Here is a 16,578-nt window from a genome sequence, read left to right on the forward strand (position 1 = left end):
ACTAAAACCTGGTCGGCTGACCTGTCTTGCCGATTTGGAAATCGGCCAAACGGGAATGTCAGGCCGGCTCGCCTGCCGAGCCTCAGACGCCCAGCGCCTTGGCCAGACCGCCCACCGTGCGCACATAGCTGGCGCCGGACCACTCACAGGCGGCGACCACCACCTCGCGTTTGGCAATGACGCCAAAGCCGATGAAGCGGTCGGCGGCGCCGGCCTCGAAAGCTTCGAAGTCGGTCATGCCGTCACCGACCATGATGGTTTCATCCGCCTTGGCGGCGATGCTGTTCAATATCTCGGCCTTGCCGCCATTGCGCGACAACGGGTAGTCGGTATCGAGTCCGCTGACCGTGTCGCCGCTCCAGACAAACCGGTTGGCGTGAATATCGCCCTGGCCAAATCCGAGATCTGCCAGCACGGGTTCCAGCAAGTCGGTAAATCCGCCTGAAATGGCGTGAAGCACATCGCCGCGTTCGCGCAGCTTCCGGATCAAGGGCGCCATGCCGGGCGTCACACGTTGGCGCAATTGTTCGCCCACCGCAGCCACGCCCTCACGGTCGAGGGCCGCCAGTTGCAGGCGCGCTTCGAGACTGTCGCGCAGGGCCATGCTGCCGGACATGCCGCCCCGGGTGATCTCGTGCAGCCGGGCCTTGGCTGCGACCTTGTCCTCGCGCCCGGCCAATGCCGCCTCAAGCGCCGTGTCCAGCGACTCGACCCGCAGCAGTGTGGAATCCACGTCAAAGGCAATCAGTCGTGTCACGCCGCCATCCTGAATTTCCAGCCTGAACCCTTCGGCTTGAGTCTAGACAGGCCATGGGGAGCTGTCAGTGTTTTTGATTGCCGCGGACTCAGGCGGTCGTCGGGCGACCGATCGGGCAGACAACGCCGGTGCCACCAATTCCGCAATAGCCTGACGGATTGCGAGCAAGGTATTGCTGGTGCTCCTGCTCGGCATAGTAGAAGGGGCCAGCCTCGGTGATCTCGGTGGTGATCGCGCCAAGTCCGGCGGCGTCAAGTTCGGCCTGGTAGCGCTCGGCGGCAGCCCGCGCCGCAGCCAGCTGGGTGGCGTTGGTCGCGTAGATCGCCGAGCGGTACTGGGTGCCGCGATCATTGCCCTGGCGCATGCCCTGGGTCGGATCATGCCCTTCCCAGAACAGTTTCAGGACCTGATCGAGCGACAGCTGGTCCGGGTCAAAGACAACGCGGACAAGTTCGGTGTGCCCGGTGGCCCCGGTGCAGGTCTCCGCATAGGTCGGGTTGGGTGTGGTGCCGCCACCATAGCCGACCGCTGTATGCCATACGCCGGGCGTCTCCCAGAAGATCCGTTCGGCACCCCAGAAGCAACCCAGTCCGAGGTAGATTTCGGCCATGCCCGCCGGGCATCCGACCCGGATGTCGCGACCGGTGACGAAGTGTGTCGGAGCGGTGGCAACAGGCGTTGACCGACCGGGCAGGGCCTGGTCGGCAGGGATGATGCGTGATTTCCAGACCGGGTCTGACATGACGGGCTCCGACACCTTGGTGATTGCTGTCAAGATAGGCGTCACGCGCTCAAAAACCAGTGCCCCCGCTGTATCGACTGCCCGCCGAAGAGCTCCGCCTGCAAGATGTCGGGGGCAGAACCGGTCTCGGGAATGAGCCTGTATTTGTCTGTCGCGATACGCCTGCCGCTGTTGCAGGCACGCGCCGCTGACAAATCTCGGTCAGAGCGGTCAGAACGCTGAGCAAGACGCCTTGCAGGATGCGCCCCGATGGGTATAGTCCGCGCCTTCGCGGTGAGGTGGCCGAGTGGTCGAAGGCGCACGCCTGGAACGCGTGTAGGCGGGTAACCGTCTCGTGGGTTCGAATCCCACCCTCACCGCCACATATCTTCTTGAAATAATTAGACAAAATGGCATCGCGCAATTCCCGCGGTGTTTCCGCGCCTTCGCGGGATGATCCCTTCGCCCAATACCAGGACGGACAGGTTGGCCGAACAGGGAAGTTTCCGTCAATACATCCAAGCGTACTGGCCTGCTCATTCCAGCTGAGAGCAATTGGATGGGTCAGGGGATATTGTCGTGACAGATCAAGCAACGCGGCCCTTTGAATCTGCGGCAATCGGACGCCATAAATTTCCTTTTTAATAGGTATTGAAAATACTAGTTTTGCAGATGCTGATTAAAACGCTTCTCTGCTGGCCAAGGGCGAAAGCCTGTTTGACCCCAGGATGAAAGGCATCTGAAATGGCAAATGAAACCGAATTCGAAAACGGCCATGGCGAAGGTCATGGCGGCGGTCGACGTCTCCGCGAGCGGGCTCGTGAGTGCGCCAGCCTGCCCCGTATCAACGAACCGGCCCCGGATTTCCGGGCGCTGACCACACATGGCGAGCGTTCTCTGTCGGACTATCGTGGCAAGTGGTTGATCCTCTTTTCCCACCCGGCCGACTTCACGCCGGTCTGCACGACCGAGTTCATGGCCTTCGCAAAAGCCCAGGACCGGTTCGCAGCTCTCAACACCGAACTGCTCGGCCTGTCGATCGACAGCCACTACGCCCACATCGCCTGGGTGCGCAGCATCAAGCAGAATTTCGGCGTCGAGATCGGATTCCCGATCATCGCCGACCTGTCGATGGATGTGGCCCGTGCCTATGGCATGATCCAGCCGGGCGCGTCCGACACCGCGGCAGTCCGTGCCACCTTCATCATCGATCCCGAAGGTGTGATGCGGGCGATGGTCTACTATCCGATGTCCAATGGCCGCTCGATCGAGGAATTTGTTCGCCTGGTCACGGCGCTGCAGACCTCGGACGCCAACAAGGTGGCGACACCGGAAAACTGGCAGCCGGGCGAGAAAGTCATCGTGCCGCCGCCGGCGACCGATGCGCTTGCCGAGCAGCGCTTCTCGGAAGGCTATGAAACGGTCGACTGGTACTTCTCCACCCGCGACCTTTGAACCCCCAATCGGGGCCGCTTGCCCTCTGTCCTTGCGATGGCCCCGATGCATGCGCCGGCCGGTTTCATACCGGTCGGCGCATGTCCTTTTGAACGACCTTGGCGCATTCGGGGCGTATCGCGGCCTGGGCCGGGCTCGGGGTCCGGTCAGCTCAGTGCTGCGCTGGGTCCGGTATGTCATCTGGCTCGTCATCCGGCGGCAGCATGAGACGGTCCATCAACTCGCCCCGATTGGCGGCAATGTCGGCGACCGTCACCCCATCCAGCACGTCCAGAAAGGCAGCGAGCGCGCGGTGCCAGGTTCTCGACAAATTGCAGGCGCCGATCAGCGGGCAGGTATTGCTCTCGGCGTTGAAGCATTCGGCCAGCTCCAGCGGCGCTTCCGTGATCCGGACGACTTCTCCCACGGTGATGTCCTGCGCCGGTTTCGCCAGACGAATGCCGCCACTGCGCCCGCGCAGGGTCTCCAGATACCCGGCCCGGCCGAGCATGTTGGCCACCTTGATCATGTGATGGACCGAGGCCCGGTGGATCTGGGCGATGTCCGCGACCCGGCTGACCTCGCCATCGCGTAGTGCGGCGTATTGCAGCATTCGCAGCGCATAATTGGTGAAATGGGTCAGTCTCATGGGTGTGCTCCTGAGTCTGGCGACAAGGCCGAGCGATCCCGCCCGGCGAGTGGTTTCAGCTCGGCCTGCTGATAGGACAGGTCGGGCCATCGGGATTGGTCGGGTGAATGGGTGACCACGATCAGGGCCGATTGTGTTTTCGCCGCCCATCCGGACAGGCGGCTTGCCAGCCGGTCAGCCAGAGTGGCGTCAAGTCCGGCGAAGGGTTCATCGAGCAGCACAAGACGCGGCTGTCGCAACAGGGCGCGGGCCAGGCTGAGGCGACGCAATTCGCCGCCGGAAAAATTCGCGCCACCTTCCTCGACAGCTTGGTCGAGCCCGGTCCCGTCGGCCTCCAGCCGCACATCAAAGCCGGCGATCTGACAGACCGCCATCAGTTCGGCATCGTCGGCGTCTGGCTTGGCGAGGCGCAGGGTCTCGCGCAGGTCGCCCGGCAGGACATCGGGGATTTGCGGCGCGATCCCGATCGACTGGCGGAGCGCGGCGGCCCGGCAGGTCTGTGCCTTGATGCCACCGTAAAGCAGCTCCCCGCTGACCGGCTCGCGCAGGCGGGCGAGGGTTTCCAGGAGGGTCGTCTTGCCGGTACCGGAGGGGCCGGTGACTTCAAGGACCGCACCAGGCTGTAATTCCAGGGAGACTGGCTCTGTGATGGGATGGCCCGGCTCGAAGCCGACCGTCAGACCGTCCAGCCGCAGCGGCAGGATGTCACTGACCGGCTGCGCCGCGGCCGGATCCGCTTCCCGGATGACGGGCGTGGCCTCCAACCGTGCCTGTACACGGGACTGGGCAATCCGGGTCGCCGGCAGGTTGGCCAGGGCGGCGAGGAAGAGCGCCAAGCCTTGATGCGCTGCCAGCACGGCGAGCGCCATGCCGGCGAGGATGGCGATACCGGCTCCGTCCGCCAGGCCGGCGAGAACGGCAATCAGGGCGGTCAGCCCGCCCAGAGCACTGGTGGTCGCGGCAAGGACATGCCCGCGGCGGCGCGCTGCAAGCCCGGCGGTTTCGGCCTCAACGGCCAATTCGGCCCATCGCGCACCATGATCTGAAAACCGGCCCAGCGCTTCCAACTCGATCCGGTTCTCGACCAGCTCCGCGGCATCCCGGCGCAGTCGATCCGCGATCGCAGCCTGCTGGGCATCGGCGCGGCGTTGTTGGCGCAGTCCCGGCCCCGTGCCGAGCGCCAGCGCCGCGCCCAGCCCCAGTGCGACCGTGAGCAGGGTGAGTATGCCGGCAAAGGCGGCGAAACCGAGCGCGGCAAGGGAACCGGCCAGGGCTGTGACGCCAGGCAGCGCGATACGCAGCAGGCCGGCTTCGACATGGCGGACATCGTCCAGCACCACCGATAATTCATCAGAGCTGCCACGACGCAGGCCGGGGGTGGCCCGGGCGGTGGCGAGGAAGAGGGCGCGGCGCAGGCTTGACGACATTCGCAAGGTCGCATCATGGCCGACCAGCTGTTCGCCATAGCGGGCGACAATGCGCCCCATCGCGGTGCCGCGTACCGTCGCGCTGGGATAGAGATGATTGAAGAGCAGCCCGGCTCCGGCACTGCCGGCAATCGCACTGGCTGTCAGAAACCAGCCAGAGACACCGAGCAGGACGACGGCGAGTATGCCGCCCGCCGCGCTCAGGGCGATGGCGACAAGTATGCGCCCGGCCTGGGGGCGACCGAGATGGTTCCAAAGGCGGATCATGAGGCGCGTTCCGCATTGGCGGTATGGGTCTCGATCGCGATGACCCGGTCGGCCACTTGCTTCACGGCCGCGCTGTGGCTGGCGACAAGTACGGTCCGATCGGGCGCAAGGCGGCGCAGGGTGGCGAGCAGGGCCTGCTCGCGGGCTTCATCGAGATGCGCGCTCGGTTCATCCAGCAGGAGAAGGCGGGCCTCGCCGACCAGGGCGCGGGCAATCGCCAGTCTTTGCAGCTCGCCGCCGGACAGCCCCGCACCACCGGCCCCGATTTCGACATCGAGCATACTGTCCTTCGGACCGAGAAAGCTGTCGCACCCGGCAGCGACAAGCGCATGGCGCATGGCCTCGTCATCGGCGGCTGCCCCGGCCAGACGCAGATTGTCGCGAACGCTTCCTTCCACGGCCCAGGGGCGTTGGCCGATATAGGCGGCTGAGGCCGCCAGCGAGTGGCCTGTCTCCAGCAGTGTGCCATCAACGCGAATCTGCCCGGTCAAGGTCTCGGCGAGGCCCAGCAGTGAGAGGAGGAGCGTGGTCTTGCCGCTGCCCGAGGGCCCCCACAGGACGGTCATCTCACCAGCGCGCGCGGTCGCCGTCACCGGGTCGAGGACGCAGTGACCGCCCCGGCCGAGCGCGACGGCCTGCCAGTCGATCGTCGGGGCATGGTTGAGCGGGGGAAGGTGAACGGGCGGGATTGATGGCTCGGCATTGGTCAGTCCCGCCAGCGATTCCGCGGCGGCGGCAGCGTCGCTGCGGGCGTGGTGGAGGCTGGAAAGTTGGCGGATCGGTGCGAAGAATTCCGGCGCAAGGATCAGCGCCATCAGGCCTTCGCGCAGGGTGAGGATCTCGCCGGTCGGGAAGGGGAAGACGCCGAGCAGTTTGAAGCCGACATACACCGCCACCAGGGCGATCGAGACCGAGCTGAAGAATTCCAGCACGGCGGTCGACAGGAAGGCGACGCGCAGGATCGCCATGGTCTTGCGGGCCAGCTCCCCGGTCGCTGCGTGGATCGTATCGGCTTCGCGCGTGACCGCATTGAAGGCCCGGATCGTCCCCGCGATGCGGGTTCGGGTCTCAAACACGCCGGCGAGCGCGTCGAGGGAGGCTTGCTGGGCACGGGCGAGGGCCGCGGTCTCCGAGGCCGTCAGCCAGATGAAGACCGGCAACATGAGGGTTGAGACGAGGATCAACACGCCGGCCAGCCAGCTCTGGGTGAGAACCGCGATCAGCACGAGCACGGGCGTGATGATGGCCGCCATGCGTCCGGGCAGCCATTGCGCGGTGTGACCCGCCAGCAGGGCGGTCCGGTCGACAAGTTGGGCAATTCGTTCCCCGGTCGGGGCGCCGTCGAGCACCGTCGGTCCGCCGTCGCCCGTGAGGCGCATGATGTCTTGTCGCGCGGTGCGGACCAGCCGTTCGCCGGCTTGCTCCGCGGTGAGCTGGCCCAGATAGCCAAGACCGGCCCGCAGACCGACAAACAATGCCGCCAGACCCAGGGCGACCGCCGCGTCGCGCCCGTCGGCCAGGGCGGCGATGGCGGTGGCAAAGGCCGCGGCGAAGCCAATGGCGCAAAGGGTCTGCAAACCGTTGGCAAGCATGGATAGCCGGGTATAGGGTGCGGCGTTTCGGGACCAGCGGGCCAGCTCGATGCGCCCGTCCGGCCGGGTGTTCCCGGTGGCGTCGGTCCCTATTTTCGCATGCGACGTTTCGCCCATTGCGGCTCTTTCCATAAGTCGTATGTAGAGTGCAAGTTAAAGCGCTGAGCCCGGAGTGCAAGCCATGGAACAGCTTCTTGTTGCCGACCTGTCGCGATGGCAATTCGCGCTCACGGCGATGTATCATTTCCTGTTCGTCCCCCTGACGCTGGGTCTTTCGATGATCTTGGTGATCATGGAGGGGGCCTATGTCCTGACCGGCAAACAGGTCTGGAAGGACATCACCAAATTCTGGATGACCCTGTTCGGGATCAACTTCGTGCTCGGTGTCGCCACCGGGATCACGATGGAATTCCAGTTCGGCACCAACTGGTCCTATTACTCGCACTATGTCGGCGACATCTTCGGAGCGCCGCTGGCGATTGAGGGCCTGATGGCCTTTTTCCTCGAAGCGACCTTTGTCGGTTTGATGTTCTTTGGCTGGGACAAGCTGTCACGTCCCATCCACTGGATGGTGACCGGCCTGGTGGCGCTGGGCTCCAATCTCTCCGCGCTGTGGATCCTGATCGCCAATGGCTGGATGCAGAACCCGGTCGGTTCGGAATTCAATCCGGACACGATGCGGATGGAAGTCGTCAACTTCATGGAAGTCCTGTTCAACCCGGTCGCCCAGGCGAAATTCGTTCACACGGTCTCGGCCGGCTATGTGACCGCCTCGGTCTTCGTACTGGGCGTCTCGGCCTTCTATCTCCTGAAGGGACGTCATCGTGGTCTGGCCAAGCGCTCGGTCGCTGTCGCCTCGGCCTTCGGCCTCGCCTCGGCTTTGTCAGTTGTCGTCCTGGGCGATGAGAGTGGCTACACGCTGACCGACAACCAGCGCATGAAACTCGCGGCCCTCGAGGCCATGTGGCACACCGAAGAGGCGCCGGCCCCGCTGACGCTGGTCGGCATCCCCGACCAGGAGGGACGTGAAACCCATTACGAGATCCAGGTGCCGTGGGTGCTCGGCCTGATCGCGACCCGCAGCCTCGACGGAGAGGTCGAGGGCATCCTGCCGCTGGTCGCCATAGCCGAGGACCGGATCGAGAATGGCATTCTCGCCTATGATGCCGTGCAGCGCCTCGCGATTGATCATGAAGACGTGGCTGCCCGCGAACAGTTCGAGCTCCACAAGCGCGATCTGGGCTATGGCATGCTCTTGCTGCGCCATCTCGATGATCCGCGCCAGGCCACGCCGGAGCAGATCGAACAGGCCGCCTGGGACACCGTGCCCAATGTGGCGATGTCCTTCTGGTCCTTCCGGCTGATGGCCGGCCTCGGCTTCTTCTTCATCGCCGTGTTTGGTGCTTCTTTCTACTTCTCCAGCATGAAGCGGCAATTGCCGCGCTGGTTCCTGCGACTGGCGGTGGCGATCATTCCGCTACCCTGGATCGCGGCCGAGCTGGGCTGGGTGCTGGCGGAAACCGGGCGTCAGCCCTGGGTGATTGACGGCGTGCTGCCGACCTTCATGGGCGTGTCCAGCTTGTCGGCCAGCCAGGTCATCCTGACCATGATCGGCTTCACCGCCCTTTATGGCGTCCTGGCGGTCATCGAGGTGATGCTGATGGTGCGCGCTATCCGGCAGGGGCCGGTCACGTCCGGTCCGACAGCGCAGACGGTGCCCGGCTCTGCCCCCGTGGGGCCGAACGCTGCCATCCCGGCGCCGCTCTACGATCAATAGGAGGTGATGATGGAATTGCCACTCGATTACACCACGCTCCGCCTTATCTGGTGGGTATTGCTGGGCGTCCTCCTGATCGGCTTTGCCGTGACGGACGGATATGATCTCGGGGTTGCGACCCTGCTGCCCTTTGTCGCCAAGACCGATGCCGAGCGTCGTCTCGTCATCAATACGATCGGCCCGATGTGGGAGGGTCACCAGGTCTGGCTGGTCCTCGGCGGCGGCGCTATCTTTGCCGCTTGGCCATTCGTCTATGCGATCAGCTTTTCCGGCTTCTACCTCGCCATGTTCGTGGTCCTGGCCGCGCTGATCCTGCGCCCGGTCGGTTTCAAATACCGGTCCAAGCGTCCCGGCGCCGCATGGCGGCGCAATTGGGACTGGGCCCTTTTCGTGGGCGGTTTCGTTCCGGCGCTGATCTTCGGTGTCGCGGTCGGCAATGTCCTGCGCGGCGTACCCTTCGACCTCGATCCCATGCTGCGGGCGACTTATGAGGGCGGCCTGATCGGCCTGCTCAATCCCTTCGGCCTGCTGGCCGGCCTGATCTCGGTGGCCATGCTGGTCATGCACGGCGCATCCTGGCTTGTGGTCAAGGCCGAAAAGGGTGAGGTGCGCGACCGCGCTGCGCGCTTCGGTTCGGTCGCCGCCATCGTGACCGTGATCCTGTTTGTCGTGGCGGGCATCTGGGTTGCTTCCCTGCTGCCGGGTTATGCCATCACATCGGAAGTCGTCACCGACGGACCGTCCAATCCCCTGCGCAAGACCGTGGAGGTCGGGGCCGGCGCCTGGCTTGGCAATTACGGCCGCCATCCCTGGATGGTGATCGCACCGTTGATGGCGGTGGCCGGTGCTGCCGTCGCGGCTTTCGGTCTGGCCAAAAAGCGCAATGCGATGAGCCTGTTGAGCTCGGGTGTCTCGGTCGCTGGCGTGGTTGCGACGGCGGGGGTCTCGATGTTCCCCTTCATCCTGCCCAGCTCGCTCAATCCCGATGCCAGCCTGACGGTCTGGGACAGCTCGTCGAGCGCCGGTACCCTGTTCTTCATGTTGATCATGACGGCGATCTTCGTGCCGCTCATCCTGTTTTACACCGCCTGGGTGTTCAAGGTCCTGTGGGGGCGTGTGACGACCGATGACGCCCAGTCACCGGGCTCCTATTGAGCCGGAAAGGAAATAAGTGATGTGGTATTTCACCTGGATACTCGGCCTCGCGGCGGCACTCGGTTTTGGCATCCTGAACGCGCTGTGGCTGGAATTCACCCCCGACGCGGTCAATTGCGACGAGATCGACTGCGCCGAATAGGCCCGCTTGGCACAGACCCAACAAAAAAGACGGTGAGCCGGGTAACCGGCTCGCCGTTTCTGTGTCAGGTGTCCGCGTCGGTCGCGGCAGGTCAGTTGTCGGGTTTGAGCTTGTGCACGCCCATCATCTCGAACAGGGCGCGTTCGTAGAAGGGTTCGGCCTGGCCCGAGCGGATCTTGCCGAGGAAGTATTTCTCGAAGGCGATCTTGCCGAGATGGACCCAGCCGCCCTCCGCAGCCCAGTTGACATTGCGCGGCGGGATTTGCGGCATGGCGACAAAGGCCACCCCGCCATCGCCGAAATCAGCCAGGCAGACCGCATTCCAGGTCGCCACATGGCGCGCTTCCTTGCCGTCCAGCTCGTCGCGGATATTGCGAGCGGTGGCCATCACCATCGACTCAATCATGAAGCCGGTCTTGGGCACGCCGACAGGGACCGCATACGTGTCCATCGGCGGAATGGCGACGCAGACACCGACCGAAAAGATATTGGCATGGGCGGGATTACGCTGGTGTTCATCGATCAGCACGAAGCCGCGCGGATTGACCAGGCCTTCAACATCACGGACGGCCGGGATGCCGCGGAAGGCAGGCAGCATCATCGAATAGCCGAAGGGCAATTCATGCGTCTTCTTGACCGTGCCGTCTTCATTGACTTCCTCGACATGCATCACCCCGTCCTCGACCTTGGTGACGCGGGCCGATGTGATCCATTTGATGTGCCGGTTGCGCAGCTCGCTTTCCAGCAGGCCCTTGGTGTCCCCGACCCCGTCGAGGCCGAGATGGCCGATATAGGGTTCCGAGGTAACGAAGGTCATCGGGACCTGGTCGCGGATCTTGCGCTTGCGCAGATCAGTTTCCAGGATCATCGCGAATTCATAGGCCGGGCCAAAACATGAGGCCCCCTGGACAGCGCCGACAACGATCGGGGCCGGGTTCTCCACGAAATTGTCCCAGACGCCGCTGGCGTCATCGGCATGGTCGACATGGCAGACGGACTGGGTGAAGCCGCCATGCGGTCCCAAACCCTCGATCTCGTCAAAGGCGAGCTCGGGGCCGGTGGCGATCACCAGATAGTCATAGGCGAGCGTTTCGCCATTCTCGAGCGCGATCTCATTGGCCTCCGGCCGGACCTCGGTCGCGGCGGCGTGGACGAATTCGATGCCCTTCTTGGCGAACATGGGTGCCAGATCGACCTTGATCTGCTCGGCCTTGCGCCAGTTGACCGCGACCCAGGGGTTGGACGGTGTGAAGTGGAATGTGTCCTTGTCCGAGACCACGGTGATCTTGTGATCGCGACCGAGTTCGCGGCGGGCTTCCAGAGCCATGGGCACGCCGCCCAGGCCGGCGCCGAGTACAACGATATGAGCCATGCTACCTCCCTGATCTCCGCCTGTTTTGGGATGCGGAGTGATTTAGCGACCGAAAGCCTCGGCCGCGGTGCAGAATTGGGCCTTGAGATGGGACAGAATGCCGACAAGGCGCGGATCGGCGATGGAGTAGTGAACCTGAAGGCCGGTCTTTCGGCCTTCCACCAGACCGTCCGCGCGCATCTTGGCGAGGTGCTGGGACGCCGCTGATTGCGATAGCCCGGCGACTTCACGCAGCTCGCTCACAGTCGCTTCGCCGCCAACGAGATGACAGAGGATGAGCAGTCGTCGCTCATTCGCCAGCAATTTCAGGAGGGATGCGGCTTCGCCAGCCTGTTGCTGCAGCTCGTGCAGCGGAGAAGAATTCGTATCGGGCATGGTCACTCATTTCATTAGTTGACACTAAAGTAGATATAACTAAATTAGATGTCAATCATGCTTCACAACCCGACGGGAGAGAGTGATGACACTTCGAGAACTGGAACCGCAGGACGTGTCCGCCGCCATAGCGGACGACAAGGCTGTCGTCATTGATGTGCGCGAGCCGGGCGAGTTCGCCACCGAGCGTTTGCACGGGGCCAGCCTGCACCCATTGTCCACCTTCGACCCGCAACGGCTTCCCGTTGACGCCAGTCGCGACGTGGTGCTGCACTGCGGCTCCGGCAAGCGGTCGATGGATGCGCTGAAACGGTGCCAGGCGGCTGGTGTGAATATCACCGCCCATGTCCGCGGCGGTCTGATGGCCTGGAAATCGGCTGGCCTGCCCACCGTTCGCATCGATCCGGCCACCGGCCAGGTCATCGATCCCCAGGCTGTTTGAGGTCTCCCATGCTGCGCGCCCTGATCCTGTCTCTCCTCCTGGCCGCCCCGGCGGCGGCCCAGGACGCTGTTCCTCATGAAGTGACCCTGAGCCGGGTCGCGGACCGCAAGGCGGTGTTCGCAACGGTGGAAAGTGTCGACACGGTGCGGGCGCGAGCCCGGATTGGCGGCACGATCGGCGAATTGCGGGTCGATGAGGGCGATGCGGTGGAGGCGGGTGACGTGCTCGCCGTCGTCATCAATGATCAATTGGCGCCGCAGATCGGCTCGGCCAATGCCGCCGCGGCGGCGCTCAATTCCCAACTCGCGCAAGCGCGGATCGACCTGGAGCGGGCCGAAGACCTGTTCGCCCGGGGCATTTTCCCGCAAGCGCGGCTGGACGAGGCCGAAACCCAGGTCAATGTGCTGGCCAATCAGCTCGATGCCGCCCGCCGCGGGCGCGATGTGCTGGTCCAGCAGGCCCGCGAAGGTGATGTCCTAGCACCCTCAAGCGGCCGCGTGCTGTCGGTCGATGTCACTGCCGGCAGCGTGGTGCTTCCCGGCGAGCCGCTCGCCGTGATCGCCTCGGACCTCTATCTCCTGCGCCTGCGACTGCCGGAGCGTCACGCCCGGTCCATCGAGGTTGGTGACACGGTCGAAGTCGATGCCGCCAGCCTCGGGGATGCCGTGGCGCAAAGCGGCCAGATCCGCCAGGTCTATCCCCGGATTGCCGAGGGACGGGTCGTCGCCGACGCTGTGGTGGAGGGGCTCGGAAGCTTCTTCGTCGGTGAGCGGGTGCGGGTCTATGTCTCGGTTGATGAGCGCGATGCGCTACTGGTCCCGGCGGGTCTGATCGTCACCCGCTACGGCACCGATTATGTCCGTCTCGACACGCCGGAGGGCGAACGCGATGTCGCGGTGCTGCGCGGTGAAACGCATCCGGGCGGTATTGAAATCCTCAGCGGCCTGTCGGTCGGCGACCTCCTGGTGCAACCATGAAACTCGGTATTTCGGGCCATCTCACCCAGGCCTTCATCCGCTCGCCCCTGACCCCCTTGCTCCTGCTGGCCTCGCTGGCTGTCGGCTTGATCGCACTGATGGTCATTCCGCGTGAGGAAGAGCCGCAGATTTCCGTGCCCATGGTCGATATCATGGTGCGCGCCGATGGCTTGCGCGCTGCGGACGCGGTCGAGCTGGTGACCGAGCCGCTGGAAGCCGTCATCCGCTCCATCGATGCGGTCGAGCATGTCTATTCCCAGACCGAAGATGACAGCGTTCTGGTTACCGCCCGCTTTGATGTCGGCACTGACCGCGACGCCGCCATCCTGCGAGTCCATGAGCGCATCCGCGCCAATATGGACCGCATCCCGCATGGTATTCCCGAGCCGCTCATCGTGGCGCGCGGCATCAATGATGTCGCCATTGTCGCGCTGACCCTGTCGCCGCGCCCTGACCGGGCCGAGCGCTGGGATGACCGTGCGTTGCACACGCTGGGTGAGGAATTGCGCGCCGCCCTGACCAGTGTCGAGGAGGTCGGCCTGACCTATCTGGTAGGCGGTCGCGCCGACCAGATCCGGATCGAGCCCGATCCCGAGCGCCTGTCGCAATATGGCGTGACCCTGCAACAACTGGCCGGGCGCATCGCCGAGGCGAACCAGTCCTTCCCGGCCGGCCAGATGACAGCGCTCGACCGCACGGTATCTGTGGCCGCCGGCCAGACCCTGCAGGGCCAGCGCGATATCGGGCTTCTCCTGCTGACCTCGCGCGATGGCCGACCGGTCTATGTGCGCGATGTCGCCGATGTCATCACCGGCGCTGAGCCGGCCAATGCCCGCGCCTTCACGCTGACCCGGACCGATCATGACAGTGACTGGACCGCCCTGCCGGCCGTCACCCTGGCCATCGCCAAGCGCGAGGGGGCCAATGCGGTCGTGGTCTCCGAGCGCATTCTCGAACGGCTTGAATTGCTGCGCGGCACGCTGCTGCCGGACGACATCCAGGTCGAGGTGACGCGCAATTACGGCGAGACCGCGAACGAGAAGGCCAATGAGCTGCTCTTCCATCTCGGCCTGGCAACGGTTTCCATCGTGCTTCTGGTTACCTTCGTGATCGGCTGGCGCGAGGGTATTGTGGTCTTCATCGTCATTCCGACGACCATTCTTCTGACCCTGTTTGCCTCCAATCTGATGGGCTACACGATCAACAGGGTCTCGCTGTTCGCGCTGATCTTCTCGATCGGTATCCTGGTCGATGACGCCATTGTGGTGATCGAGAATATTGCCCGACACTGGGCCATGCGCGACGGGCGACCGCGCCTGCGTGCGGCGATCGAAGCGGTGGCTGAGGTGGGCAATCCGACCATCGTCGCGACCCTGACCGTGGTGGCTGCCCTTCTGCCGATGCTGTTCGTCTCCGGGCTGATGGGCCCCTATATGGCGCCGATCCCGGTCAATGCCTCGGCGGCGATGATCTTCTCCTTCTTCGTGGCGATGATCCTGACGCCCTGGCTGATGATGCTGGTCGCCGGTCGGGCCAAGTCCGGCGGAGACGCCGAGCCGGGTGAAGGCGGGCATCATGGCGAGAGCGAGGGCGTGCTCGGCCGGCTCTACCGCCGTGTCGCTACGCCGATTGTCGCCAGCCGCCGCTCGGCCTGGACCCTGCTTCTGGTAGTCGGCGTCCTGACTGTGGCGTCCATGACGCTATTCGCGACCCGGACGGTCACGGTGAAATTGCTGCCATTCGACAACAAGTCGGAATTCCAGGTCATTGTGGACCTGCCTGAAGGCGCCACTCTGGAACGCACGGAGCGTGTCCTGATGGCCGCCGCCCAGCGCCTCGCCGCGCTGCCGGAGGCGCATTCGATCCAGCTCTATTCCGGTACATCGGCACCGTTCAATTTCAACGGGCTGGTCCGCCACTACTATCTGCGTGAGCGACCCGAGCTGGGCGATCTCCAGGTCAATCTGGAAGCCAAGCATCATCGCGACCGGTCTTCGCACGAGATCGCGCTGGAAGCGCGGGAATTGCTGGCCGGGCTGGAGCTGCCGGACGGTGCTACCGTCCGGATTGCCGAGATCCCGCCAGGCCCGCCGGTCATCGCCACCTTGCTGGCAGAGATTTACGGCCCGGACGCCGAGACCCGCCGCGCGGTCGCGCAAGAGGTTCGGGCGGCCTTCCAGTCCGTGCCCTATGTCACCGATATTGATGACAGTTTCGGTCAGCCCCGGCCCCGTCTGCGGCTGCAGATCGATCAGGACAGTCTCGAGTATTTCCGGGTCCTCCAGAGCGATGTCTATGACACCATCCTGGCCCTGACCGAGGGCGTGCCGGTCGGCTATTCACATCGCGGCGAGGGTCGCGATCCGATCGAGATACGCGTTGGTCTGCCGCGCGAGGCGCTGAGCTGGTCGGAGCGCCTGGCCTCGACACCGGTGCCGGCCAATGTCCTGCCGGGTGATCGCGGTGTGGTCGAGCTGGGCGATGTTGTCTCGGTCAGCGAGGAGGCGGGCTCGCACCCGATTTTCCGTCGTGACGGCCGGTATGCCGAAATGGTGATGGCCGAGCTGGCCGGCGATTTCGAGGCTCCGATCTATGGCATGTTCGCAGTCGAGGACGCGCTTGCTGAACGCGATTGGAGCGAGGCGGTGCCGCAGCCGGAAATCCGGATGTATGGCCAGCCGGACAGTGATGACACGGTCACCCTGCTCTGGGACGGCGAGTGGGAGATCACCTATGTGACTTTCCGCGATATGGGGGCTGCCTTCGGTGTCGCCATTCTCGCCATCTATGTTCTCGTCGTGGCGCAGTTTGGCTCCTTCCGGGTGCCCCTGATCATTCTCACGCCGATCCCGCTCACCTTCATCGGCATCATCCTCGGCCATTGGCTGTTCGACGCCGCCTTCACCGCGACCTCGATGATCGGATTTATCGCCCTGGCCGGTATCATTGTGCGCAACTCCATCCTGTTGGTGGACTTCATCCGCCATGGGGCGGAGGCCGGTGAGCCCCTGCGCGAAACCCTGCTGCGGGCCGGTGCGATCCGCTTCAAGCCGATCCTGCTCACCGCGATAGCGGCGATGATCGGGGCCTCGGTCATCCTCGGCGATCCGATTTTCCAGGGGCTGGCCATTTCGCTCCTGTTCGGGCTGGCCTCCTCCACCTTGCTCACCGTGCTCGTCATTCCGGCGATCTACGTGATCTTCAAGGATGGGGATGCGGCGCACGTTCCGGATACAGAGTCACTCACCCAAGAAGGAGATGCGTCATGACACTCGGACGCGCCGTCATGCTGTTTGCCGGATCCATGGTGATCCTGTCCGCCATTCTTGCCTGGCAGGTGAGCCCCTGGTGGCTGCTGCTCACCGGGTTTGTCGGTCTCAATCTGATCCAGACCAGCTTCACCGGTTTCTGCCCGGCAGCGATGGTATTCCGGGCGCTGGGTTTGAACGAGGGCACGGGCGAGTATCGCTGACGCAGTCGGCCGTGCCTGC

15 protein-coding genes and 1 tRNA gene are annotated in these 16,578 nt (G+C 64.2%); 9 read left to right on the forward strand and 7 right to left on the reverse strand.

Annotation, left to right across the window (positions count from 1 at the left end):
• Positions 1-82: 82 nt before the first annotated feature.
• Both ACN0X9_RS00405 and msrA read right to left on the reverse strand, forming a co-directional pair.
• Complete coding sequence (locus ACN0X9_RS00405) at positions 83-757, reverse strand: HAD-IB family phosphatase (protein ID WP_417485658.1); 675 nt, start codon at positions 755-757, stop codon at positions 83-85.
• A gap of 88 nt (positions 758-845) precedes the next feature.
• Positions 846-1,499, reverse strand: a complete 654-nt coding sequence (gene msrA, locus ACN0X9_RS00410; protein ID WP_417485659.1) for a peptide-methionine (S)-S-oxide reductase MsrA — start codon at positions 1,497-1,499, stop codon at positions 846-848.
• 272 nt (positions 1,500-1,771) lie between these two features.
• On the opposite strand from msrA, the gene ACN0X9_RS00415 reads away from it, so the two are divergent.
• Positions 1,772-1,861: transfer RNA gene (locus tag ACN0X9_RS00415), tRNA-Ser, on the forward strand.
• Between the two features lie 361 nt (positions 1,862-2,222).
• Positions 2,223-2,933: a peroxiredoxin gene (locus tag ACN0X9_RS00420; RefSeq protein WP_417485660.1), complete on the forward strand. Its 711-nt coding sequence runs from the start codon at positions 2,223-2,225 to the stop codon at positions 2,931-2,933.
• A 151-nt stretch (positions 2,934-3,084) separates the two neighbouring features.
• Here ACN0X9_RS00420 and ACN0X9_RS00425 read toward each other — a convergent pair whose 3' ends face one another.
• From ACN0X9_RS00425 to cydD, 3 genes are read right to left on the reverse strand one after another with little or no spacing between them, the layout of a single operon-like run.
• Complete coding sequence (locus ACN0X9_RS00425; protein WP_417485661.1) at positions 3,085-3,561, reverse strand: Rrf2 family transcriptional regulator; 477 nt, start codon at positions 3,559-3,561, stop codon at positions 3,085-3,087.
• Positions 3,558-5,255, reverse strand: a complete 1,698-nt coding sequence (locus tag ACN0X9_RS00430) for an amino acid ABC transporter ATP-binding/permease protein (protein WP_417485662.1) — start codon at positions 5,253-5,255, stop codon at positions 3,558-3,560. The genes ACN0X9_RS00425 and ACN0X9_RS00430 overlap by 4 nt, the downstream gene beginning before the upstream one ends.
• Positions 5,252-6,964 carry a thiol reductant ABC exporter subunit CydD gene (cydD, locus tag ACN0X9_RS00435; protein WP_417485663.1) on the reverse strand — a complete coding sequence of 571 codons (1,713 nt, stop codon included), beginning with the start codon at positions 6,962-6,964 and terminating at the stop codon, positions 5,252-5,254. Before cydD ends, ACN0X9_RS00430 begins: the two co-directional genes overlap by 4 nt.
• Positions 6,965-7,028: 64 nt before the next feature.
• On the opposite strand from cydD, the gene ACN0X9_RS00440 reads away from it, so the two are divergent.
• The 3 genes from ACN0X9_RS00440 to cydX are packed head-to-tail and all read left to right on the forward strand — an operon-like array spanning position 7,029 to position 9,921.
• Entirely contained in the window at positions 7,029-8,624 is a 1,596-nt protein-coding gene (locus ACN0X9_RS00440; RefSeq protein WP_417485664.1) for a cytochrome ubiquinol oxidase subunit I, read from the forward strand.
• 9 nt (positions 8,625-8,633) lie between these two features.
• Positions 8,634-9,779 carry a cytochrome d ubiquinol oxidase subunit II gene (cydB, locus tag ACN0X9_RS00445; protein ID WP_417485849.1) on the forward strand — a complete coding sequence of 382 codons (1,146 nt, stop codon included), beginning with the start codon at positions 8,634-8,636 and terminating at the stop codon, positions 9,777-9,779.
• Between the two features lie 19 nt (positions 9,780-9,798).
• A complete protein-coding gene (cydX, locus tag ACN0X9_RS00450; RefSeq protein WP_417485665.1) occupies positions 9,799-9,921 on the forward strand; it encodes a cytochrome bd-I oxidase subunit CydX in 123 nt (40 codons plus the stop codon).
• Between the two features lie 91 nt (positions 9,922-10,012).
• On the opposite strand, the gene ACN0X9_RS00455 is transcribed toward cydX, so the two are convergent.
• Both ACN0X9_RS00455 and ACN0X9_RS00460 read right to left on the reverse strand, forming a co-directional pair.
• Positions 10,013-11,293, reverse strand: coding sequence for an NAD(P)/FAD-dependent oxidoreductase (locus tag ACN0X9_RS00455; RefSeq protein ID WP_417485666.1), 1,281 nt, complete (start codon positions 11,291-11,293; stop codon positions 10,013-10,015).
• A 42-nt stretch (positions 11,294-11,335) separates the two neighbouring features.
• On the reverse strand, positions 11,336-11,668 hold the full coding sequence (locus ACN0X9_RS00460) for an ArsR/SmtB family transcription factor (RefSeq protein WP_417485667.1): 333 nt from the start codon (positions 11,666-11,668) through the stop codon (positions 11,336-11,338).
• A gap of 85 nt (positions 11,669-11,753) precedes the next feature.
• On the opposite strand from ACN0X9_RS00460, the gene ACN0X9_RS00465 reads away from it, so the two are divergent.
• From ACN0X9_RS00465 to ACN0X9_RS00480, 4 genes are read left to right on the forward strand one after another with little or no spacing between them, the layout of a single operon-like run.
• On the forward strand, positions 11,754-12,110 hold the full coding sequence (locus tag ACN0X9_RS00465) for a rhodanese-like domain-containing protein (protein WP_417485668.1): 357 nt from the start codon (positions 11,754-11,756) through the stop codon (positions 12,108-12,110).
• 8 nt (positions 12,111-12,118) lie between these two features.
• A complete protein-coding gene (locus tag ACN0X9_RS00470) occupies positions 12,119-13,087 on the forward strand; it encodes an efflux RND transporter periplasmic adaptor subunit (RefSeq protein ID WP_417485669.1) in 969 nt (322 codons plus the stop codon).
• Complete coding sequence (locus ACN0X9_RS00475; protein ID WP_417485670.1) at positions 13,084-16,356, forward strand: efflux RND transporter permease subunit; 3,273 nt, start codon at positions 13,084-13,086, stop codon at positions 16,354-16,356. The genes ACN0X9_RS00470 and ACN0X9_RS00475 overlap by 4 nt, the downstream gene beginning before the upstream one ends.
• Complete coding sequence (locus ACN0X9_RS00480; protein ID WP_417485671.1) at positions 16,353-16,559, forward strand: DUF2892 domain-containing protein; 207 nt, start codon at positions 16,353-16,355, stop codon at positions 16,557-16,559. Before ACN0X9_RS00475 ends, ACN0X9_RS00480 begins: the two co-directional genes overlap by 4 nt.
• Positions 16,560-16,578: the final 19 nt, after the last annotated feature.

The organism is Maricaulis sp. (assembly GCF_048268525.1).
In the GTDB taxonomy this organism is placed as follows: domain Bacteria; phylum Pseudomonadota; class Alphaproteobacteria; order Caulobacterales; family Maricaulaceae; genus Maricaulis.